The following is a 22,187-nucleotide window of genomic DNA, read 5'->3' as shown; positions in this document are numbered from 1 at the left end:
CATGCCGGGTGGTGTGAGAGGACGGGGGCTAGCCGCCCCCTCCTACTCGATTGGGGGCGAAGAGTTTGAACGGCGAAACGAAAGTCAGCCCGCCGCAAATCCTGGTTCTGGGTTTCGGTGGGCTGATCCTGCTTGGCTCCCTACTGCTGAGTCTGCCCATGGCCTCGGAGACGGGCAGAGCGGTTCCTTATTTGGATGCCCTTTTCACCGCCACCTCGGCCACGGCGGTGACCGGATTAACCGTAGTCCATACCCGCGACACCTTTTCCCTTTTCGGCGAGTTGGTAATCATGGGTCTGATTCAAATCGGCGGACTGGGGCTGATGACCATGGCCACCCTGGTGGCCCTGACCACCGGGCGCCGCATCACCCTCCGGCAAAGGGTGATAATCCAGGAAGCCTTGGGGGAAAGCCGTTTGGGAGGCATAGTGCGCTTGACCAAGGCGGTGCTGGTCTTTACCGCCCTGGTGGAGGGAGCCGGTGCCCTCTTGCTGGGCTTTCACTGGGCCCCGGTCTTTGGTTGGGGCACCGCTTTTTATTACGGCCTGTTCCATGCCGTTTCCGCCTTCTGCAACGCCGGCTTTGACCTCTTTACTTCCAGCCTGGAAGCCTTCCGGGGAGACTGGTTGGTTTGCCTAGTTATTTCCACCCTCTTTGTTATCGGCGGCCTGGGTTTTCACGTGGTAACCGAACTCGGTTCTAACTGGCGCTGGCACCGGGTTTCTCTGCATACCCGCCTGGTAGTGGTAACCACCCTGTTTCTGATCGGGGCGGGAACGCTCGGCATCCTGCTGCTGGAAGCTGACAACCCGGCCACCCTGGCCGGGCTTCCCTGGAGCGAGAAGGTGCTGGCCAGTTATTTTCAGGCCGTAACCCCCCGTACCGCCGGCTTTTCCACCCTTCCCATCGGACAGATGCGGGAGGCCACCCTGTGGCTCTTGATCGGGCTGATGTTCGTGGGTGCTTCGCCGGGCTCGACCGGAGGAGGGATAAAGACCACTACTTTTGCCACGCTCCTGGCCATGGTAGCTACCATTCTTTCCGGCAAAGAGCAGACCACCGTATTCGGTCGGCGCCTGGGAACCATGACCGTGTTTCGGGCCATGGCCATCACCCTGATTTCTTTAGGAGTAGTGGTCAGCGCCGCCCTGGTGTTGCTGGTGGCCGGAGACGGTACCTTAGGTGAGGCGCTGTTCGAAAGTACCTCGGCCTTCGGCACCGTAGGCTTGTCTCGGGGTATTACCCCCGAACTTTCGGCCGTCGGGAAGTTGGCCCTTATTTTTACTATGTTCGTGGGAAGGGTGGGGCCGCTCACCCTGGGCTTTGCCCTGGTACACCGGACCCACGCCCGGATCCACTTGCCCGAAGAGAAGATTACGGTCGGTTAAGGAGGCAAGAAAGGGATGCGCCACTTTGCGGTAATCGGTTTAGGTAGATTCGGGGAAAGCTTGGTCCGTACTCTGGTGGAAATGGGCCACCAGGTACTGGCCATAGACAGCCGGGAGGATAAAGTGGAGGAGATAGCCGGTATAGCCACCCGCGCCGTCCAGGCCGATGCTACCGACGAGGCCGCCCTGCGTGAACTGGGGCTGAGAAATTTCGACGTGGCCGTGGTAGCCATCGGGGAGGATCTCCAGGCCAGCATTTTGGTAACGGTAATGCTTAAGGAGCTGGGCGTAAAGTATGTGGTGGCCAAGGCCATTAACGAGCTTCATGGCCGGGTGCTGGAGAAGGTGGGCGCAGACAAGGTTATCTACCCGGAAAGAGACATGGGCGTGCGCCTGGCCCACCACCTGGCGGCGAAGAACGTATTGGATTATATCGAGCTCTCGCCCGAGTACGGCATCGAGGAAATCCTGGCTACTCCCGACCTGGTTAACAAGACCCTGGGGCAATTGAACCTGCGCGCCCGCTTGGGGGTGATGGTGATAGCCCTGAAGCGGCCCTCGGGCCAGGTGATTATCGCTCCGGGGGCCAACGATATGATCCGTGAAGGCGACGTCTTGGTACTGGTGGGTAAGCGTTCCGCCCTGCGCCGCTTGGAGGGATAGCTGCCTTGTTGGAGTTGACCTCATGCGATAATCCCCGCCTGCGGCTGGCCCGGGCCCTGATGCGGGGACGGGAGCGCAAAAAGAAGGGCTGCTACAGGCTGGAAGGGTTTAAGCTGGTGGCTACGGCCCTGGACGCCGGGACGCACCCGGAGTACGTGCTCTTTTCGCCCCGGGCGGCGGCCAAAGAGGAAGGACGGCAGCTCCTGGCCCGCCTAGAGGCGGGCGGCATACCCTGCTACCGGGTGGCGGAGAGGCTCTGGCCCGGCCTTAGCTCCACCCCCGCCCCCCAGGGCGTTTTAGCGGTGGTCAGGTGCCGGGAGCCGGAGCTGGAGGAGTTTTTTCGCCCGCCCGGGCTCTTCCTGGTTTTGGACGGGGTTCAGGATCCCGGCAACGCCGGTACCCTGGTGAGGACGGCCGCGGCCGCCGGGTGTAGCGGGGTGGTGGCCCTGGTGGGTACTACCGACCTCTACGCCGATAAGGCCCTACGGGCGGCGGCGGGGGCGCAGTTCTACCTCCCCCTGGCCACTGGAGTGGCCGCCGGGGAGCTGTTGGCCCTGGCCGCCAGGCGCGGGGTGGAACCGGTCTTGGCCGTGCCCGAAGGCGGTATCCCCTATTTCCGGTTTCCCTGGGAGGGCTCCCTGGCCTTGGTGGTGGGCAACGAGGGCCGGGGACCACGGCCGCAACTGGCCGAGGGGCCGGCACAAAGAGTCACGGTGCCCATGCGGGCAGGGGAATCGCTCAACGTGGCGGCAGCAGCGGCGGTGCTGTTATATGAGGCCGCACGGCAGCGGTCGGAAGCGGAGACCCTCTACGGCAACCCGCCGACCCGGTAAAGTTGCCGGCTTCTCGGCAATTATGCTATAATCAGCAACGGGTGAGGGCGGTGCAGCAGGAGGGTGGGAGGATGAAGACCGTGAAAGTCGTGCCCCAGGCGGCAGAGTTGTTCTGGCGGATCTTCGAGTGTACGGGCTCCATCGTGGCCTACATGATGTATCGTCGGCTGCTGTTGCAGTGAAACCGGGAGGCCAAACCATCAATGCAGGAAGAACTATTACGTCTCAAGGAGGAAGCGGAACGGGACCTTAGCAGCGTAAACGATCTTGAGGCCCTCGACGCCTGGCGGGTAAAGTACCTGGGGAAAAAGGGGTTGCTCACCCGGGTGCTCCGGGGAATGTCCGAACTCAGTCCGGAGGAACGGCCCCGCGTGGGTCGGGTAGCGAATGAGGTACGCCTCCGGCTCGAGGAAGAGCTGGAAAGGCGGGCCGAAGTATTGCGGGCCAGGGAACGGGAAAAGGAAATTGCCGCCGAGGTCTTAGACGTTACCCTGCCCGGTACACTCCTGCCCCGCGGCGGGCTGCACCCCGTATCTCAGGCCTTAGAGGAAATTACTACTATATTTGTACAAATGGGGTTCTCGGTGGCCGAAGGCCCGGAGGTGGAACTGGACTACTACAACTTTGAAGCCCTGAACATCCCCCGGGAGCATCCGGCCCGGGACATGCAGGATTCTTTTTACATAACCGAGGAGATATTGTTGCGCACCCATACCTCCCCGGTTCAGGTCCGGGTGATGGAGCGCACGGCACCCCGGCTGCCGGTTCGTGTTATCGCGCCCGGCAAGGTGTACCGGCGGGACGACGACGCCACGCATTCCCCCATGTTCCACCAGGTAGAAGGGCTGCTGGTGGACCGGGACATTTCTTTCGCCCACCTCAAGGGCACCCTGCAGGCTTTTGTGGAACGGTTTTTCGGCCCGGATCGGCGCATGCGCTTCCGGCCCAGTTACTTCCCCTTCACCGAGCCGAGCGCAGAGGTGGACATCTCCTGCGTGGTATGTGGCGGAGCCGGCTGCCGGGTTTGCGGCCAAACCGGCTGGCTGGAAATCCTGGGCAGCGGGATGGTGCACCCGCGGGTGCTTTCCATGTCCGGATACGACCCGGCCGAGGTCAGCGGCTTCGCCTTCGGCATGGGGGTGGAGAGGGTGGCCATGCTGAAGTACGGTATCGACGACCTGCGCCTGTTCTACGCCAACGACCTGCGCTTTCTGAGCCAGTTCTAGTCAGAACGGAAGGAGAGGCCGATGCGGGTTCCCCTCAATTGGCTTAAGGAGTACGTAGAGCTTGAACTGGGGCCCTCGGAACTGGCGGATAAGCTTACCAACGCCGGTCTGGAGGTCTCCTCGGTGGAGCATTTGGACCGGGGCCTCCAGGGTGTGGTTACCGGTGAAATCGTGAGTCTCGCTCCCCATCCGAGCTCGGATCATCTTCTGGTGGCGCAGATAGATCTGGGGCGGCTGGGGAAGCGCCAGGTGGTCACCGGTGCCCCCAACGTGGCCCGCGGCCAAAAGGTGGCGGTAGCCCTTCCCGGAGCCTCGCCGCCCAATTTGGGACCGGTGCGAGAGGTGCGGCTTCGGGGTATAGTTTCAGAGGCGGTGGTCTGCTCGGCCTGGGAGTTGGGCCTGGAAGGGCACCGGCAGGAGGAGGGCATCCTGGTATTCCCGCCGTCCACCCCCGTAGGCGAACCGGTAGCAACCCATCTGGGCCTCGACGATACCGTGCTGGAGATAGATGTCACTCCCAACCGGGCGGACTGCTTGGGATTGGTAAACCTGGCCCGGGAGGTAGCGGCCATCACCGGGGGGAAGCTGCGGCTCCCTCGGCCCGAACTTCCCACCGCTTCCGAGCCGGCGTCGGCCTACGCTTCGGTGGTGGTGGAGGCAACGGATCTCTGCCCGCGCTACGTGGCGGTGGTCATTCGTGGACTTGAGCTGGGTCCTTCTCCGGAGTGGATGCAGCACCGCCTGCGGGCGGCGGGTATGCGGCCCATCAACAACGTGGTGGATATTACCAACTACGTAATGTTGGAGCTGGGCCAGCCCCTGCACGCCTTCGATTACGAGCGTATTGAGGGACACAAGATCATAGTCCGCCGGGCCCGGGAGGGAGAGCGGTTGCGCACCCTGGACGGGGTTGAGCGCCAGCTGACCCCGGAGATGCTGGTGATCGCCGACGCGGAGCGCGCGATTGCGCTGGCCGGTATCATGGGCGGCGAAGAGACCGAGATCAACGACCGCACTACCTGGGTACTTCTGGAGTCGGCCAGCTTTTCCGGCGCCAACATCCGGCGTTCGGCCCGGGCTCTGGGCATGCGCTCGGAGGCCTCCCTCCGGTTCGAGCGGGGTGTAGACCCGGAACTGGCGCCTCTGGCCGCCAGGCGGGCCGCGGCGCTTATGGCCGAATTGGCGCAGGGCGAGGTGCTGGACGGTTTCCTGGACGTGGATCATCGGACTGCGGTAGCGGTGAGCGTTGACCTATCGGTGAAGCGGACAAATGCCCTGCTGGGCGTGGAGTTGTCGCGCGAAGAGATCAAAGGGTGTCTGGAAAGGCTGGGCTTGGACTGCCGGGAAGAGGGAGAGAACCTGAAGGTAAACATACCCTCGTATCGGGCGGACCTGCGACTGCCGGAGGATCTGGTGGAGGAAGTCGGGCGCCTCTACGGGTACGAGCGTATTCCCGCCGTGTTTCCGCCGGTAATCGGTGCCGAGCCCAAGCAGAACCCGAAGCAGGAATTCCTCAGCCGGTCGCGGCATTTGCTGGCCGACCTCGGTTTCAGGGAGGTGCTCACCTACAGCTTCATAAGCCCCCGGAGCCTTGAGCTTCTTAAGGCAGGGCCCGGCCATCCCTGGGCCAGTACCCTGGCCCTGCGTAATCCCCTTGGTGAGGAGCAGAGTGTCATGCGGCCTACCCTGGTGCCGGGTCTCCTGCAGACGGCGGCGAGCAACGCCGCGTGGGGGAGCGGAGCCTTCCGTTTCTTCGAATTGGGCAAGGTATTCCTGCCCCGCGAGCCGGGAGGACTGCCCGAGGAGGAATGGCGGCTGGGGGCGCTGGTGGGGGGAGAGGACCCCAAGGAGTGGAACCGGCCGGCCCGGCCTTTGGATTTCTTCTACCTCAAGGGCGTGCTGGAGAGGTTTCTTGCCTTCTGGGGCTTATCGGAAGGGCTAGAATTCGCCTCCGGGCCGGAATGGGCGGCGCTGCACCCGGGAAGGCGTTGCCGCGTGCTTTACGGCGGGGAAGAGATGGGGTGGCTGGCCGAGCTCCATCCGGGGGTGCTAGAGGATTTCTCTCTGCCGGACCGGGTGTGCTTGTTGGAACTCACCCTGGAGAAGATCTTTGCCGTTGCGGTCGAGGTGCGGAGGCGGTACCGGCCTTGGGCGCGCTATCCGGCAGTGGCCAGGGACATAGCGGTGCTGGTGCCCGAAGCCGTAACCCACGCGCAGGTGCGTCAGGCCATTACCCGCTACGGCGGCGACTTGCTTAGGGGAGTGCGCCTGTTCGATGTCTATCGGGGCGGCTCCGTGCCCGAAGGGTACAAGAGCCTTGCCTACCGCATGGTCTTCCAGAGCGAGGACCATACGCTTACGGAAAAGGAAGTCAGCACCGTGTGCGAACGTATCGTGGGCGGGCTGGAAGAGGAAGTGGGGGCCCGGCTGCGGAGCTGAGCTGAAACGGGAGAGGAAGGAGACGGCGGTGGCCGGCGATAATCTGACGCGGACCGTAGTGTCCATCATGGGTCAAGAGTACCGCATCCGGGGTACGGAGCCGGAAGACTACATAAAGCAGCTGGCGGCCTACGTGGACCGTAAGATGCGGCAGATCGTGCAGAAGTATCCCAGCCTTTCGGTTAACAAGGCGGCGGTGCTGGCGGCCATGCATATTGCCGACGAGTTTCACAAACTCCGGGAGGATTACGAAACCCTGGTACGCCTCATTGAAGAGGAGAAGAAGGGGCTGGGTGGTGCAGGGAGGGTTTGATTTCCAACCTGGAGATCGCCTGGATATTCAACGAGATCGCGGACCTGCTGGAGCTCAAAGGGGAGAACCCCTTCAAGATCCGCGCCTACCGCCAGGGAGCGCGGGTGGTGGAACAACTGTCCGAAAACGTGGAGGCGCTGGCCGCAGCCGGGCAGCTGCAGCAGATTCAGGGTATCGGCCCGGCCCTGGCCAAGAAGATTGAAGAGGTCATCAGGACCGGGCGTTGCAGCCTTCACGAACGGCTGCGGCAGGAGATTGCGCCCGGTCTGCTTTCTATGCTTTCCATTCCCGGCCTGGGGCCTAAAAGCGTGCGCCTCCTGCATGAGCGGTTAAGGGTCACTACCCTGGAAGAGCTGGAGGAGGCCGCCCGCCAACGGCGGGTGCGGGAACTGCCGGGGATGGGGCCCAAGACCGAGTGGAACATCCTGCAGGGGGTACGCCTGCTACGGGCTTCGGCGGGGAAGGTTCCCCTGGGCATTGCCTGGTCGTTGGCCGAAGCCTGGGTGACCGATCTCGGTGGCCTGCCCGCGGTGGAGGAGGTGGCGGTCGCCGGTGAGGTCCGCCGGGGCAAGGAATTGGTCGAGGGCATCGCCCTGGTGGTGGGAACCCGGGCTCCGGAGGAAGTGCTCCGGGCGGTTAAGAACCACCCGCAGTGGCGGCAGACCTACGAGGAAGGACCGAACTTCCTCTCCGGTGCCGGTCGGCTGGGGGTGACAATCCGCGTTTACCTTTGTGCCCCCGCGCACTTCGGGCGTTTCCTGCTGTACTACACCGGCTCGGCCGCGCATTTCGGCGGCCTGGTGGGCCGATGTGCGCCTTCGGAGAGGGCGGTTCTCCTGGGCGTGGGGAGACTTTTTCCACCGGAGGAGTACCCGGCGGTTCCTGTGGCCGCTGCCGAGCCCCTGCTGCCGTCTCTGAAAGAGGAAGACATCTACGCCGCGCTGGGAATGGAGTTCGTGCCTCCGGAGTTGCGGGAGGGAGAGGGAGAGATCGAGGCCGCGGCCGAAGGACGGCTGCCCTCCCTGGTGCGACTGGAAGACGTGCAGGGCGATCTGCACGTGCATACCAACTGGAGCGACGGGCTTTACGATCTGGAAAAAATGGCCCGAGCGGCCGCTTCTAGAGGCTATGCTTATTTGGGAATAGCCGATCATTCCCGCTCGCTGACCGTAGCCCGGGGCCTGAGTGTCGACCGGCTGTTGGAGCAGCGGGCGCTCATTCACGAGTTGAATCGGGATAGGGCGGGAACCAGACTCTTGGCCGGGGTGGAAGTGGATATCCTCGCTGACGGGACGCTGGATTATCCGGACGAGGTCCTGGCCCAAATGGATTTGGTCATCGCCTCGATCCACACCGGCTTCAAGCAGACGCCGGACCAGATTATGGCCCGACTCAGCTCCGCCCTAAGCCACCCTTACGTAGACATTCTTGCCCACCCTACCGGTCGACTTCTCGGTCGGCGCTCGGGTTACGAAGTAGATCTCGACCGCCTGCTGGAAATGGCGGCGGAAAAGGGCAAAGTCCTGGAGATCAACGCCACGGGCGACCGGCTGGACCTGGGTTCGGACGCGGCCAGACGGGCGGCGGCGCTGGGCGTGCCTCTGGTAATCAACACGGACGCCCATGACGCCGCCCACCTGGGGACCATGCGCCTGGGGGTGGCGGTGGCCCGCCGCGCCGGACTGGAACCCGGCCAGGTGCTTAATACCCTGCCTCTGGAGGAGTTGCTCGCCCGTCTTCCCCGGCGCCGGGCGGCGGGCTAGAAACCGACCGGCTGCGGCCCCGGGTGTCCCCAGTTTCTCCTGGCAGTCCTGGTTTCCCCAAGCACCTAAAGGCTCGCCGGCGCCGAACTTGGGCGAGAGCGAGGGTGGAGGCGGGCGCTAGGCCTCTGGACGGCCGAAGCCGCGCCGGCGCCATGGATGGGTTAGGCCGGGGGCGGGAACGGAGCGCCGCGCCGGGAGGGCAGCTGGTGCCGGTCGGAGCCGGCAACGGGCGGGGCGGGGTGGAGGAACGACCGGACATGGAGAGGCAGGAGAAACTGGAGGCGCTGCGAGCCTACCTGCGCCGGCTGAAGCGGGCGGTGATTGCCTTTTCCGGAGGTGTAGACAGCACCTTTCTGGCGGCGCTGGCGGCCGAGGTGTTGGGCGAGGGAGTAGTGGTGGCCACCGCCGTTTCTCCGCTTCATCCGGCGCGAGAAAGGGAGCAGGCCCTAGGCCAGGCGGCGGCTTTGGGGTTGCGTCATCTGATATTGCCCACCCGAGAACTGGAGCGAGAGGAATTCGTCCAGAATTCGCCTCAGCGCTGCTACTATTGCAAGCGCTGGTTTCTGGCCCGTCTGGTGGAAGTGGCCGCGGCCCTGGGGGCGGGAGGAGTGCTGGACGGCACCAACGCGGACGATGCCCGAGACTTTCGGCCCGGAACTGAGGCGGCCAAGGAGCTCGGGGTATTGAGCCCGCTGCGGGAACTGGGCTGGACCAAGCGGGAAATCCGCGCGGCGGCGCGAGAGTTGGGGCTGGCGGTGTGGGACCGGCCCTCGACGGCCTGCCTGGCTTCGCGGTTCCCTTACGGTGAAAGGATCACCCCTTCCAAGCTCCTTATGGTGGAGCAGGCCGAGGCTTTTCTGGAGGCCCTGGGTTTTTCCCAGGTAAGGGTGCGACACCACGCTTCCTTGGCCCGTATAGAAGTAGGGGTGGAGGAGTTGCCCAGGGCTTGGGAGAAACGGGCCGAGGTTACCCGGCGGCTTAAGGAGTTAGGCTATAGTTACGTGGCCCTGGATCTAGAAGGTTACCGGAGCGGCAGTTTGAACGAAGTCTTGTATGAACAAAGTGCTGTAAGCCTGAAGGAGGGGGAGTAGAAGTGCGCTTAGGTGAGATCTATCGGCTGGCGGTGCAACTGGGCATGGAGGCTGATCCGCGCGGTCGGGAGGAGCTCGACCGGTGGTTACAGCGGGAAAAGGAGGAGTTCGATAAGCTCCCCGAGGAAGAGAAGGCCGATTACGACCGGGAACGCCTTACCAATCCCTACGGGGATACCCGGATTCTCAACGGGGAGGCCGAAGCCGAGGTACGCTCAGTCCTGGCCGGCATCGACCTGGAGGTGGGGGAGGTACTGCTGGCGCACGCCTTGCGGCAGCAGGGAAAGAAGATCGACCTGCTTCTCGCCCACCATCCCGAGGGCGGCGCGCTGGCCAACCTCTACCGGGTGATGCACCTGCAGGAAGACGTGCTTTACCGGCTGGGAGTGCCCATCAACGTGGCCGAGGCGCTCATGGCGGGCCGCATAAGCGAGGTGCGGCGGAATCTGCTGCCCGTAAACCACCAGCGAGCGGTGGATGCCGCCCGGCTACTGGGCTTTGCCTTCCTGTGCGTGCACACTCCGGCGGACAATTTGGTGACCAGGTACCTGAACGGTTTCCTGGCCGAGAAGGCTCCGGTCACCTTGGGTGACCTGGTGAAGGCCCTCAAGGAAATTCCGGAATACAAGGCTTCCAGCCGCCTGGGGGCCGGGCCGGAGATCATCCTGGGCTCGGAGGAACGGCGGGTAGGCAAGATTTTCGTGGATATGACCGGCGGTACCGAAGGAGCCAAAGAAATCTACGAGCGGCTCAGCGTGGCCGGGGTGGGTACGGTGGTGGCCATGCACCTGAGCGAGGAACACCGTAAAGAGGCGGAAAAGCACCACCTTAACGCGGTGATTGCCGGCCACATGGCCAGCGATGCCCTGGGCATGAATCTGTTCCTGGACCATCTTGAGCAACGGGGGGTAAAAGTGGAGACCTGCTCCGGTCTGCCACGGGTGCGGCGGTAGGCTTATGGTTCGCTTGCCCGAGCTATTGGCTCCGGCGGGAGAGTGGGAGGCTCTCGTCGCCGCGGTGGTCAACGGTGCGGACGCGGTATACCTGGGCGGCAAGGAGTTCAGCGCCCGCAGCTACGCCCCCAATTTCAGCGAGGCCGAGCTGGCCGAGGCGGTGAAGTTCTGTCACCTGCGAAGGGCGAAGATCTACGCCGCGGTGAATACCCTTATTGCTCCGGAGGAATTCGGCCGGGCGCTGGACTATCTTTATCGGCTGGCGGAATGGGGGGTGGACGGGGTACTGGTGCAGGATCTGGGCCTGGCCCAGGCCGCCCGCCGGGCCCTTCCCGAATTGCCTCTTCATGCCAGCACCCAGATGACCATTCATAACGCCGAAGGGGTCCGGTTTCTCGCCCGGTTAGGCTTTCGGAGGGTGGTGCTGGCGCGGGAACTCAGCCTGGCGGACATAAACGCCATCCGGGAAGCCTGTCCGGAGGTGGAACTGGAGGTATTCGTGCACGGCGCGCTGTGCTTCAGTTACTCCGGTCAATGTCTGTTAAGCAGTTTCGTGGGAGGACGTTCCGGCAATCGCGGGCGGTGCGCTCAGCCCTGCCGGTTGTTCTATCGGCTGGAAGGCGGTCCGGCTGAGGCCGAGGGCTATCTGCTCAGCACCCGGGACCTAAAAGCTTTGGAGCTGCTGCCGCAGCTGGCGGCCGCCGGGGTGGCGGCCCTGAAGATCGAAGGTCGCATGAAGCGGCCGGAATACGTGGCCACCGTTACCCGGATCTACCGCCAGGCCCTGGACCGCTACGCTGAGGACCCGCAGGGCTTTCGACCCAGGGCCGAAGAAGTGCGGGAACTGGCCCAGATTTTTAACCGGGAATTCACCGCTGCCTACCTCCTGGGCCGGCGGGGCCGGGAGTTAATGAGCTACCAGCGGCCCAACAACCGGGGTGCCTACCTGGGCCGGGTGGTAGCCACCGGACCCGGCCGGGCGGCGGTGCGCTTGGTGCAGCCGCTACGGGTGGGCGACGGGGTGGAATTCTGGGTAACCCGCGGAGGACGGCAGGGGCTTACGGTCGGCGAGCTGGGGCTAGACGGCCGGGCGGCGGCGGAGGGCCGGGAAGGAGACACGGTGTGGCTGGCGGCACCTCCCGGCGTGGGGGTGGGCGACCGGGTATTCAAGACCCATGACACCCTGCTGATCGAGAAGGCCAGGGCTTCCTACCGCCGTCCGCAGGCAGCGCAAGTCGTGCCCCTACGGATAAAGGCGGTGGGTGGGCCCGGGCTGCCTCTCACCCTGACCGCCGAGGACGACGAGGGCCGGAGCGTATCGGTGCAGACGGAGGAGTATTGTCAGCCGGCAGAGAAGCACCCCTTGGACCGGGCGGTTCTGGCCGAGCACCTGGGCCGGCTGGGGGGAACGGCCTTTTATCTCCGGAAGCTTGAGGCCGAGCTCAAGGGGAGCATAATGGTACCCCTAAGCAGCCTTAATCGGACGCGCCGCCGGTTGGTAGCCGAACTGGAAGCCGTCCGTTTGGCCGCCGCCCGGCCGTACGCGCCCCCGGATCGAGGAGAATTCCTCCGGCGGGCGGAAGTGAGAGCTTTCACCCCGGAAGTGTTGGGGCCGGAAAAAGATCTGCCGCCCCGGCTCACGGTGGCGGTGAGCGAGCCGGCGGCGGCGGAAGCAGCCCTGGCCGCCGGAGCCGACCGGGTCTACCTGGCGGCTGAAGAGTGGCAGGATCGGGGCCGGGCTAGGCAGCAAGATTGGGAGAAAGTGGTACGGGCGGCACTGGCGGCGGGAAAAGAGGTCTACGTGGGTCTGCCCCGCTTCTGGCACCCCTCGGAAAAGCGGCTGGTGGAGGAAAGAATCGAGCTGGCCCTAGACCTCGGGGTCCGCGGCGTGTTGATAGCCGGGCCGGCCGGGTGGGAGGCGGCGCAGGAGCGGCTGCCCGGACGGAGCCTGGTGGCGGACTATACCTTCAACCTCTTTAACCCGGCCGGTGCGGCCTTCCTTCGCCAGCTGGGTTTCGCCGGCCTAACCCTTTCCCCGGAACTGAATCGGCGTCAACTCGCCGTCCTGGCGCCGTTAGACGTTTTATGCGCCGAGGTGGTGGTGCACGGCAACTTCCCTCTCATGACTGCGGCTCATTGCCCGGTGGGGGCGGGCGCTCCGGAGGGCACCTGCCGCCGGCTCTGTCGGCGGGGCGGGTACTATCTGAAAGACCGCCAGGGCTACGAGTTTCCCCTGGCCTGCGACCGGAGCTGCCGCTTCTATCTCTTTAACAGCCGAGAGCTGTGTCTTTTGGCCGAACTCCCCGGCATCCTCTCCCTTCGTCCCGCAGGCCTCCGTTTGGAGCTTAGGCGGGCCGAGGCGCCGGAGATAGCCCGGGTGGTGGGTACCTACCGGGAGTGTCTGGAACGCCTGCAGAGAGGAGACCGGTCTGCCCGGTGGCTGGCGCAAACCGAAGAACGGTTGCTGGCCGGGTTGGGCCGGCGCTTTACCCGCGGTCACTATCACCGGGGAGTGTAGGAGGTGAGCCGGAGGCTTGATCACGGAGAAGACCCTGGAGCTACTGGAGTTTCCTAAGATTCGGCAGAAGCTGGCCGGCCACTGCGATACTCCCCTGGGTCGGGAACTGGCTCTGGCGCTTACTCCGGCCATTGATCCTACCGTTGTAGCAGCGCGGCTGGAAGAAACCGCCGAGGCGGAGGAGATTCTACGCCGTTACGGTGGCCCTTCCTTGAGCGGAGCCGGCGATCTGCGCCCGTTGCTGGAACGGGTGGGGGTGGGAGGCGTACTGGGCCCGGAGGAGCTATGGCGGGTGTATACGGCTCTGGTAACCATCCACCAATTGGCGCGTTTTACCAAGCGCCTGGAGGGTGACTTGCCTCGGTGGCGACAGGCGGCCGAGGCCTTGCGGCCGGCCCCGGAGCTGGAAGCACGGCTATCCGGCAGCCTCTCTCCGGAGGGCGAAGTGCTGGATGCGGCCTCGCCGCGCTTGGCCCAAGTCCGCCGGGAGAGACGGGCTCTCGAAGCGCGACTGAGGGAGAAGCTCGATTCCCTCCTGCGCGACCCCGCCACGCAAAAGTTCCTGCAAGATCTGGTAGTTACCCAGCGTCACAATCGCTACGTGCTGCCGGTAAAGCAGGAATACCGGCAGCGTGTTCCCGGCATCGTTCACGGCCAGTCGGCCAGTGGAGCCACCCTCTTCATCGAGCCCATGGCCGTGGTGGAACTCAATAACCGTTTACGGCTCCTGGAGGATCAGGAGCAGGAAGAGATAGCCGCCGTATTGGCCGAACTGTCGCGCGCCGTGGGGCAACTGGTTTCGGAACTGGAGCAGTCGTTGGCCGCCGTAGCCCGCCTAGATCTCTTCTTGGCCAAGGCCCGGCTGGCCCGGGAGCAGGAAGCCACTTTGCCGCTCCTCAACCATTCCGGTCGGGTACGGCTGCTGGCCGCCCGGCACCCCTTATTGCCTAAGGACCGGGTGGTGCCCATAGACGTAGGTTTGGGAGAAGACTATGATCTGCTGATTATTACGGGCCCCAACACCGGGGGAAAAACGGTGAGCCTGAAGACGGTGGGGCTGCTGACGGTTATGGCCCAGGCGGGTCTTTTCGTCCCCGCTGCGGCCGGTTCCGAGGCCGCCGTCTTTACCGGGATTTACGCCGATATCGGTGACGAGCAGAGCATCGAGCAGTCGCTCAGCACCTTCAGCAGCCACATGAACAACCTCGTGAGCATCATAAACAATTTGGAGCTGCCGGCCCTGGTGCTGCTGGACGAAATCGGCGCCGGAACCGACCCGGCGGAAGGGGCCGCCCTGGCTCAGGCCATACTCGAGCACCTCCGGGAGCGAGGAGCCAAGGTAATGGCCACCACCCACCTGGGCGAGCTGAAGCTCTACGCGCACCAGACCCCGCGGGTGGCCAATGCGGCGGTGGAGTTCGACGCCGCGCGTCTGGTACCTACCTATCGTTTCCGGGTAGGGCTTCCGGGGGGAAGTAATGCCTTGCAGGTAGCGGAAACCCTGGGTCTGCCCCGTTCTATTCTGGAGCAGGCCCGCGAGTTCTTGGGTCCCGAACGGCGGGAATGGGGTGAATTGTTGGCCGAGCTGGAGAAGCAGCGGCGGGAGTATGAGCATCGGCAAACCGAGGCCGCCCGGCGCGCCGAAGAATTGGAGCGTATCTTGAGGCAGTTGGAAAGGGAAAAGAAGGAGTTCGAGGTGAGCCGGCAGGCGGCGCTGGCCGAGGCCCGGCGCGAGGCGCAGGCTCTGGTCCGGCGCACGCAGGGCGAACTCAAGACGCTTTGGCGTCAGTTCCGCGCCCGCCTGGACGAAGAAGGCAGGCGGGCCGCCGACCGCGCCTTTCAGGTAGCCCGGCAAGAGCTGGATCGGCTCCTCCCGGAAGCTCAAGAGCCGTCGGTTCCTACCGGCGCCGGGCCGGTTGCTGCCGTCGAGCCGGGAAGCTGGGTTTGGGTTCCCAAACTGCAACAACGGGGACAAATCGTAGCTAAGGCGGGCTCGGGTGAAGTTACGGTAATGGTAGGAAACCTGCGCCTACAGCTTCCGCTTTCCGAGTTGGAGGCCTTGCCGGAGCAAAAGCCGGAAGCTGTTTCCCGCCGAAAGGAAACCGGCTCGGTCTCGGTGGTGGCCACCCGGGAGGTATCACCCAGTATTATGGTCCGGGGCTTGACTACCGAAGAGGCACTGGCCGAGGTAGACAAATACCTGGACGAGGCGGTATTGGCCGGGCTTTCTTCGGTGGTGGTAATTCACGGCAAAGGCGAAGGCATTCTCCGGGCGGCCATCCACCGCTTTCTGGCCGACCACCCGCACGTTAAGAGTTTTCGTCTGGGTGGGCCCGGAGAGGGCGGTATAGGGGTTACGGTAGTCAATCTGACTTAGGCACGAAAACCGTAACCGGGCCGGCCGTGGCCCTAACCTTGCCCTGGCGGTCCACCACCGTCAGCCAATAGGAATAAGGTCTGCCCGGTTCCACCCGGGTATCCAAATACCTGGTTTCCGTCACCGTGGCCAGCTTTATACGTTGGGTTCCTTCCGGATCTCCGCGCTCGAGGCCGTAGGTCCATTCCTTTGCGTTTCTCTTGCCCGAGACCTGCCACTCAAGCCGCACGGCGTACCCGTGAGCCCCTTCCTCCGAAACTACTACCTCCGCTTTCAATTGCGCCTGGGGGGCGGTCTCTACCGGTACGGTTCCGTCAAGGGCCGCACCGGCGACCTGGTGGTCGGGAAGCGGGCAGTACTGGGTGGGAGCCTGGTTTACCGGGTAGTGCCGGCGCTCGATTAGGTCGGGAGGGCAACCGCCCTCCTGTCCGGGCGCCGGTCGGTTAGCCAGGTAAGTTACCCCTTGGTGGCGCGGATCCGTACAGACTTCCACTTCTACCGTTTCGCCGCCTGCGGCGTGCAAGGGACAATACTCCGTAGGCACTTCTAGATCCGCATCTTCGGGCTTAACATTGCCGGTATAGGGCACCGGCCGCTTTAGAAATACCCCGGTGGCCACCGAGGGGCAGGCCGGCGTGGCCAGCTTGTGGCTCTCCGTACACACCTGAGCCTCTACCCACACGTCCGAAACCCTGGTGGGCACCCGGTCCTTGGCGAAGACTTCGGTGACCACAAACTGGCGGGGAGTGAGTTCGCTGGGCAAGAGCCCGGACTTGGCGTCTACGGATACGTAGACTATGCCGGGGGGGCGAGGAAACTGCCGCACCGGTTGTCCCTTGAGGGCCTCGGCCATTACCGCCTTCCAGATGAGGGCCGGATAGGTCCCCCCGGCCACGTGCCGCAGATAGTGCTTGGGATCGGTCTGGTCGTAGCCCATCCATACTGCGCCCACCAGCTCCGGGGTATAGCCGATGAACCAGGCGTCGGTAGTACCGCTCTTACCCCGGAACTCCGGAGTGTCCGGAAGCTGGGTGGTGCCGGTCTTTCCCGCCACCGGACGGTCCAAACGGGCCCGCGTACCGGTACCCTCTTTAACCACGGTCTGCAGCATATCGGTGATAAGAAAGGCCGTCTGCTCGCTCATCACCACTTTCTTATAGGGTTTTACTTCCACCAGCACCCGGTCAAACCGGTCGGTGATCTTAGTTACGGCGTGCGGCTGGATCCATATGCCGCCGTTGGCAAAGGCGGCGTAGGCGGCGGCCATGTCCAGCGGGGAAGCTTCGGCCGCCCCCAAAGCCAGACTTAGGTACTTGTAGCGGTCCGTAAGGGGGAGCCCCAGGTCCCGGGCGAAGTTGTACCCCCTTTCCACCCCGATGTCGTGCAGAACCTTTACCGCTACCACGTTAATGGACCAGCGCACGGCTTCCCGGATGCTAACCAGACCCCGGTATCGACCGTCGTAGTTATCGGGTGCGTACTTGCCGTAGGATACCGGGACGTCGTCCACCACCGTGGCGGGGGAGTAGCCGGCCTCCTCCAGGGCGGGCGCGTAGACGGCAATAGGCTTAATAGCCGAGCCGGGGTGCCTCTTGGTATGCACCGCCCGGTTCCAGCCCCGGCGCACCTCGTGTTCTCTGCCTCCGATTAGCGCCCTTAATTCCCCGGTGTGGGGATCGAGCACTACCATGGCGCTCTGCACCGGCACCTCGTCCGCACTCTTGGGGAAGTTGTCGGCGTCGTGGTAAACCTGCTCCATTTTCTGCTGGGTCTTGGGGTCCAGGGCGGTATAGATCTTTAAGCCGCCGGTGAACAGCAGTTTTTCTTCCAACCCGTTGGCGGCCAAGAGCTTCTCTGCCTCTTCTACTACGTAGTCTAAGTAGAACGGGTAGCGGTAACTGCTTTTCTCCGCCTCTCCTTGGCGGAATTCCAGCGGCGCCTTTTTGGCTTGTTCGGCTTCTTCCCGGGTAATGAAATCACACCGGACCATGGTGTCCAGTACCAGAGCCTGCCTTTCCTTGGCCCGAGGCAAGTTGGCCTCCATTAGAGGGCTGTAGGTGCCGGGGCTCTTGATCAGGCCGGCCAGCATTGCCGCCTCGGCCAGATTCAGGTCTTCCACGTTCTTGTTGAAATAGGTCTTGGCGGCGGCCTGTACCCCGTAGGCTCCGTGTCCAAAGTAGATTTCGTTAAGGTAAAACTCTAAGATCTCCCTCTTGGTGTACATCCTTTCCAGCTGTATGGCCATGATGGCCTCTTGAACCTTGCGCTTCAGAGTCTTTTCGGGGTTCTCGATGAAGGCGTTCTTGGCCAATTGTTGGGTAATGGTGCTGCCTCCCTGCTCCCGGGTGCCCCGAGTTATGTCTACAATTGCCGCCCTTAGTATGGCCCGCGGGTCCACCCCGTGGTGCTGGTAGAAGCGCATATCCTCGATGGCGATCACCGCCTCCTGGAGGTGCTCGGGTATACGCTCCAAGGGGACGGGGATACGGTTCTCCTGGCCGTGCAGGGAGGCTATCAGCTGGTTCTCCCGGTCGTAGACGGTGGTGGTCATGGCGCCCCCGATCAAGGCCGGATTCCAATCAGGCATATCCATAACCGCAGCCAGGACTACCCCCGTGGCCGCCATTACCGCCAAAAGGATAAGGACGAAAAAGGCCACGAGAATTAACCGGCCCACGCGTAGCCGTCTCCTTTTCCTGACCGGCTTTTGTTCCTGAGGCATGTTCCTCCTCCTAGAGGGCTTCTCGCTCATGATTATACCATAGTTTCGACTCCCGTTTAGGCGTCTGCGGTTCCCGCCCCCCTCTACTCAGTATCCGGGTCATCCCTAGTTTCCGCTGGCAGCCCTGGTTCCACCGGGTACCTAGAGCCTCGGCGAGCACCGAACTTGGCAGAAGCGGCTGTGGAGGCGGGGCGAAGGCCACGGAAGCCCGAAGCCGCGCCGGCGCCATGGATAGGTGCTTGCGCGGGGAGCCCGGCGGAACCCAAAGCTCGAGCCGTAGTCCGCTCGGCGAAGCCACGGGTACGAGGCAGAACCAGGATTGCCGACAGGGTGAACTGGCAGCCGGCAGGCTCGGGGTTGCTTGTACTGGGGGTCCCCGCGTGCTACAATACGCTGGGTTGTACTCCAGCCAGGAAGGGGTAGGTACCGGTGGATCTGCACCGCGAGGTACAACGTCAGTTGGCGGTCATCCGGCGGGGTACGGCGGAAATAATCCCCGAAGAGGAGTTGGTGGCCAAACTGGAACGCTCCTTACGCACCGAGACCCCGCTCAAGGTGAAACTGGGACTTGACCCTACCGCCCCGGACATCCACCTTGGCCATACGGTGGTGCTGCATAAGCTGCGCCAGTTCCAGGACCTGGGGCACCGGGTGATTATCATTATTGGGGATTTTACCGGCCGCATCGGCGATCCTACGGGACGGTCGGAGACCCGGCGCCAGCTTAGCGAGGAGGAAATCCAGGCCAACGCCCAGACCTACCGCGAGCAGATTTTCAAGATCCTGAAGCCGGAACGTACCGAGGTTACCTTTAACAGCCGGTGGCTGGCCTCCCTGACCTTTAAGGAGGTCATAGAACTGGCCAGCAAGTATACTGTGGCCCGCATGCTGGAGCGGGAGGACTTCGCCCGTCGCTTTAGGGAAGGTCAACCCATAGGCATTCACGAATTCTTCTACCCTCTTATGCAGGGGTACGATTCCGTGGCCTTGGCAGCGGACATAGAGATAGGCGGAACGGACCAAAAGTTCAATTTGCTCATGGGTCGGGTGCTGCAGAGGGAGTACGGCCAGGAGCCCCAGGTGGCCCTCATGCTGCCCATTCTAGAAGGCCTGGACGGTGTGCAGAAGATGAGTAAGAGCCTAGGGAACTACATTGGCATCAGCGAGCCCCCGCAGGAGATGTACGGTAAGACCATGTCCTTGCCCGACGAACTCATTCTCCGCTACTTCGAGCTGGTTACTACCATTTCCCTAGAGGAATTAGAAAGCCTTCGCCGGCAACTGGCCGAAGGTTCGCTGCATCCCCGGGATGCCAAGATGCGTCTGGCCCGGGAGATCGTGGGGTTTTATCACGGACCAGAAGCGGCGCAAGGGGCGGAAGAAGAGTTCCGGCGCGTATTCCAGCAGCGCGAGTTGCCCCAGGAGATGCCGGAAGTGAGGATATCCCCGGACGAAGGCGACGGGAGTAAAATATGGCTGCCCCGGCTTATGGTGCTGGCCGGTCTGGCCCCCAGCACCTCGGAGGCGCGGCGGTTGATCCTTCAGGGCGGCGTGCGCCTCAACGACCGGAAGGTGGAAGACGTCAATCTGGAAGTGGAACTCAGCTCGGAATTGATCCTTCAGGTGGGCAGACGGCGATTCGTCCGGGTGATACCTTCCCCAAGGTGAGCGCCTCGGCCCTAATCAGGAGCCCGGGCCGGGGGGAGCGTAAGAGAGGGGATAGCGGCTTGTTGCAGTACGGCGATACCGTAACCCTGGTGAGTGCCAAGGAGCGTATGTACCTTAAGAAGCTGGCCCCCGGCGGCCAGATCCACCTGCACGAAGGGCGGATTAACTGCGACGACCTGGTGGGGCGGCCGGCAGGCTGCCGGGTTCTGACCTCCAGGGGAGAAACGGTGTGGGTCTACCGGTCTACCCTTTCGGACTTTATCCTGAAAATGCCGCGTCGGAGCAACATCGTCTACCCCAAGGACCTGGCCATGATTTGGGTCTGGGCCGACCTTTATCCCGGCTGCCGGGTGCTGACCGCCGGCACGGGCTCGGGCGCCTTGCTTTTGGCCTTGGCCCGGGCCGTGGGGGAGAGCGGCCAAGTCTACGGCTACGACCTTCGGGAAGATATGCTGGAGCTCAGCCGACTGAACCTGGAGGCCGCGTTGGGCCCGCGGCCCAACGTCATTCTTCGCCCGGGAGACGTCTGCGAGAGCATCCCCGAGCGGGAGCTGGACCGGGTGGTGCTGGATGTGCCCGAGCCCTGGCGGGCCTTGGGGCCTACGGCCGAGGCTTTGCGGCCCGGAGGCATTCTTTTGGCCTACGTGCCCACCATCGGGCAGGCAGAGCAGTTCGTGCGCGCGGTCCGGGAAAGGTCGGACTACGCCCTGCCCGAAGTGATGGAGGTGCTCTTCCGGACCTGGCATGTGGGCGAGAGGAGCTCCCGCCCCAACTTCCGCATGGTGGGGCATACCGGTTTCCTGTGCCGCGCCCTCAGGGTCGTCGCCTGGTCTGAGGAAGAAGCGGAACATACCGGCAGCCGGGCCGATCCGTTGCCAAGTGCCCCCGACGAATAGGGGCATTCTGCCTTCCTACTTGGCCTTTTTGATGATTTGACCTGCGTAGGCAATGGCCTCCTTCTCGGTAAAATAGTCCATGGGGGCGCCCAAGTCGAAACCGTTGGGGTAGCGCGCGGAATGTAGTATTTGTCGAGTAGCTTGGCCCCCTCGAGAAAGGAGTCCACCCCGAAGGCATCTTCGAGGCCCTCCAAAAGTGCCCTTACCGAGTGCCCCCAGGCCAGGCGGTTCAGGCCTTGATAGAGTCCCTTGAGCGCCTTCTCCGCCGCTTGCTGCGCAGAGAAGCAGGCCCATTCAGGGCCCTTTCACCTTCTTCTCAGGTGGCTCATACCCTAGTAATTACGGAGGTGAAAGCCCATTGGGCCTGCGCAGGAGACGGTGGCGGTCGCCGGGTCCTCGCGTGGTGGCCGTGATTCTATTATTGCTTCTCTTTGTAGCGGGGCTGGGTTTCTGGGCCCTGGAGGCCAGCCTACGGCCTACTTTTCTGGTGGTGGCCCGGAACCAGGCCGAATGGACCGCTACTCGGGTGGTTCAAGAGGCGGTACTGGATCAAGTCCGGGCTTCCGGATTGCGCTATGAAGATCTGGTTCAGGTGGAGAAAGACGGCCAGGAGAGGATAGTATACCTGGCTGCCAATGTCTTGGCCCTTAACCGTCTGGCCGCCGCGGTTACCTTGGCCGTGCAAGAAAGACTGGAAGCCCTGAAGAGCGAGTATTTCAGCGTTCCGCTGGGGCAGGTCCTGGGTAGCGATCTATTAGCGCGCTTTGGGCCCCGGGTGGAGTGGCAACTCGTTCCCACCGGGGTAGTTCGGGTGCAAATACGGGACGGCTTTCAGGAGGCGGGCATCAACCAGACCCGGCATTACGTCAACCTGCACGTGGAAAGCGTGGTAAGGATCATCGTACCCTTAAGTCAAGAAGAGGTTACGGTGGCCACCGACGTGCCCCTGGTGGACTGCGTGATAGTCGGCCAGGTCCCCCAAACCCTCATGGGTCTCTCGTTGGGAGGCCCGGGTTTGGGTGCCGTCCGGTAAGAGGACGCAAGGGAGGTTATGGCTGCTTATGGCCGAGCATTAAGGACTTTGGCTGGATATAGAAGTGGCCTTGAAGATTAGACGGATTCCGTCTGGTTCAGCCTTCTACGGCGGCTTCTGGCGCGGTTTTAGCTTTTTAGAGAAACTCGGTTATAATAAAGACGAAAACTAGACCGCCGGAAAAGGTGAACACGGGGCCTTGACAGAACCCGAAAGTCGTGCTAAGTTAAATGACGTCGCTGCTCTGGCGGCCGGTCTTTGAGAACTGAACAGTGGCAGAGCAAGCGGGTCCGGCGTGTAAGTA

At 63.2% G+C, this 22,187-nt stretch carries 15 protein-coding genes and 2 pseudogenes; 15 read left to right on the top strand and 2 right to left on the bottom strand.

The window, feature by feature from the left end; genetic code table 11:
• The first annotated feature begins 65 nt into the window (after positions 1-65).
• The 12 genes and pseudogenes from NUV99_11075 to NUV99_11020 all read left to right on the top strand — a co-directional run bounded on the left by NUV99_11075 (position 66) and on the right by NUV99_11020 (position 15,564).
• Entirely contained in the window at positions 66-1,388 is a 1,323-nt protein-coding gene (locus NUV99_11075) for a TrkH family potassium uptake protein (protein ID MCR4420633.1), read from the top strand.
• Between the two features lie 15 nt (positions 1,389-1,403).
• Positions 1,404-2,051 (top strand): TrkA family potassium uptake protein, encoded by a 648-nt coding sequence (locus NUV99_11070; GenBank protein MCR4420632.1) that lies wholly within the window; start codon positions 1,404-1,406, stop codon positions 2,049-2,051.
• Between the two features lie 5 nt (positions 2,052-2,056).
• The gene (locus NUV99_11065) at positions 2,057-2,884 is read left to right on the top strand and encodes an RNA methyltransferase (protein MCR4420631.1); all 828 of its coding nucleotides are present in this window, start codon (positions 2,057-2,059) and stop codon (positions 2,882-2,884) included.
• Positions 2,885-3,087: 203 nt separating this feature from the next.
• Positions 3,088-4,110 (top strand): phenylalanine--tRNA ligase subunit alpha, encoded by a 1,023-nt coding sequence (pheS, locus tag NUV99_11060; protein MCR4420630.1) that lies wholly within the window; start codon positions 3,088-3,090, stop codon positions 4,108-4,110.
• A gap of 21 nt (positions 4,111-4,131) precedes the next feature.
• Entirely contained in the window at positions 4,132-6,549 is a 2,418-nt protein-coding gene (pheT, locus tag NUV99_11055; protein MCR4420629.1) for a phenylalanine--tRNA ligase subunit beta, read from the top strand.
• Between the two features lie 28 nt (positions 6,550-6,577).
• A complete protein-coding gene (gene zapA / locus NUV99_11050) occupies positions 6,578-6,862 on the top strand; it encodes a cell division protein ZapA (protein MCR4420628.1) in 285 nt (94 codons plus the stop codon).
• Positions 6,859-8,625, top strand: a complete 1,767-nt coding sequence (polX, locus tag NUV99_11045; GenBank protein ID MCR4420627.1) for a DNA polymerase/3'-5' exonuclease PolX — start codon at positions 6,859-6,861, stop codon at positions 8,623-8,625. The genes zapA and polX overlap by 4 nt, the downstream gene beginning before the upstream one ends.
• A gap of 257 nt (positions 8,626-8,882) precedes the next feature.
• Positions 8,883-9,716 (top strand): ATP-dependent sacrificial sulfur transferase LarE, encoded by an 834-nt coding sequence (gene larE / locus NUV99_11040; protein MCR4420626.1) that lies wholly within the window; start codon positions 8,883-8,885, stop codon positions 9,714-9,716.
• Between the two features lie 2 nt (positions 9,717-9,718).
• Positions 9,719-10,669 carry an NGG1p interacting factor NIF3 gene (locus NUV99_11035; protein MCR4420625.1) on the top strand — a complete coding sequence of 317 codons (951 nt, stop codon included), beginning with the start codon at positions 9,719-9,721 and terminating at the stop codon, positions 10,667-10,669.
• A 4-nt stretch (positions 10,670-10,673) separates the two neighbouring features.
• Positions 10,674-11,510 (top strand): annotated as a pseudogene (locus tag NUV99_11030) (U32 family peptidase).
• Between the two features lie 114 nt (positions 11,511-11,624).
• The gene (locus NUV99_11025) at positions 11,625-13,187 is read left to right on the top strand and encodes a DUF3656 domain-containing protein (protein ID MCR4420624.1); all 1,563 of its coding nucleotides are present in this window, start codon (positions 11,625-11,627) and stop codon (positions 13,185-13,187) included.
• Between the two features lie 16 nt (positions 13,188-13,203).
• A complete protein-coding gene (locus NUV99_11020; GenBank protein ID MCR4420623.1) occupies positions 13,204-15,564 on the top strand; it encodes an endonuclease MutS2 in 2,361 nt (786 codons plus the stop codon).
• Here NUV99_11020 and NUV99_11015 read toward each other — a convergent pair.
• Complete coding sequence (locus NUV99_11015; GenBank protein MCR4420622.1) at positions 15,551-18,286, bottom strand: penicillin-binding protein 1A; 2,736 nt, start codon at positions 18,284-18,286, stop codon at positions 15,551-15,553. The two genes, NUV99_11020 and NUV99_11015, sit on opposite strands and share 14 nt — an antisense overlap.
• Positions 18,287-18,721: 435 nt before the next feature.
• On the opposite strand from NUV99_11015, the gene tyrS reads away from it, so the two are divergent.
• Positions 18,722-19,954 (top strand): tyrosine--tRNA ligase, encoded by a 1,233-nt coding sequence (gene tyrS / locus NUV99_11010; GenBank protein MCR4420621.1) that lies wholly within the window; start codon positions 18,722-18,724, stop codon positions 19,952-19,954.
• Between the two features lie 59 nt (positions 19,955-20,013).
• Entirely contained in the window at positions 20,014-20,850 is an 837-nt protein-coding gene (locus tag NUV99_11005; GenBank protein MCR4420620.1) for a methyltransferase domain-containing protein, read from the top strand.
• 173 nt (positions 20,851-21,023) lie between these two features.
• Here the strand turns inward: NUV99_11005 and NUV99_11000 are convergent.
• Positions 21,024-21,086: pseudogene (locus NUV99_11000) on the bottom strand (hypothetical protein).
• 122 nt (positions 21,087-21,208) lie between these two features.
• Here NUV99_11000 and yunB point away from each other — a divergent pair.
• The gene (yunB, locus tag NUV99_10995; protein MCR4420619.1) at positions 21,209-21,883 is read left to right on the top strand and encodes a sporulation protein YunB; all 675 of its coding nucleotides are present in this window, start codon (positions 21,209-21,211) and stop codon (positions 21,881-21,883) included.
• Positions 21,884-22,187 lie beyond the last annotated feature (304 nt).

The sequence above is a fragment of the Clostridia bacterium genome (assembly GCA_024653205.1).
Classification (GTDB): domain Bacteria; phylum Bacillota; class DSM-521; order Neomoorellales; family SLTJ01; genus JANLFO01.
Note: the sequence above shows the minus strand (reverse complement) of the source record. Positions and strands in the feature narration are given on the sequence as shown.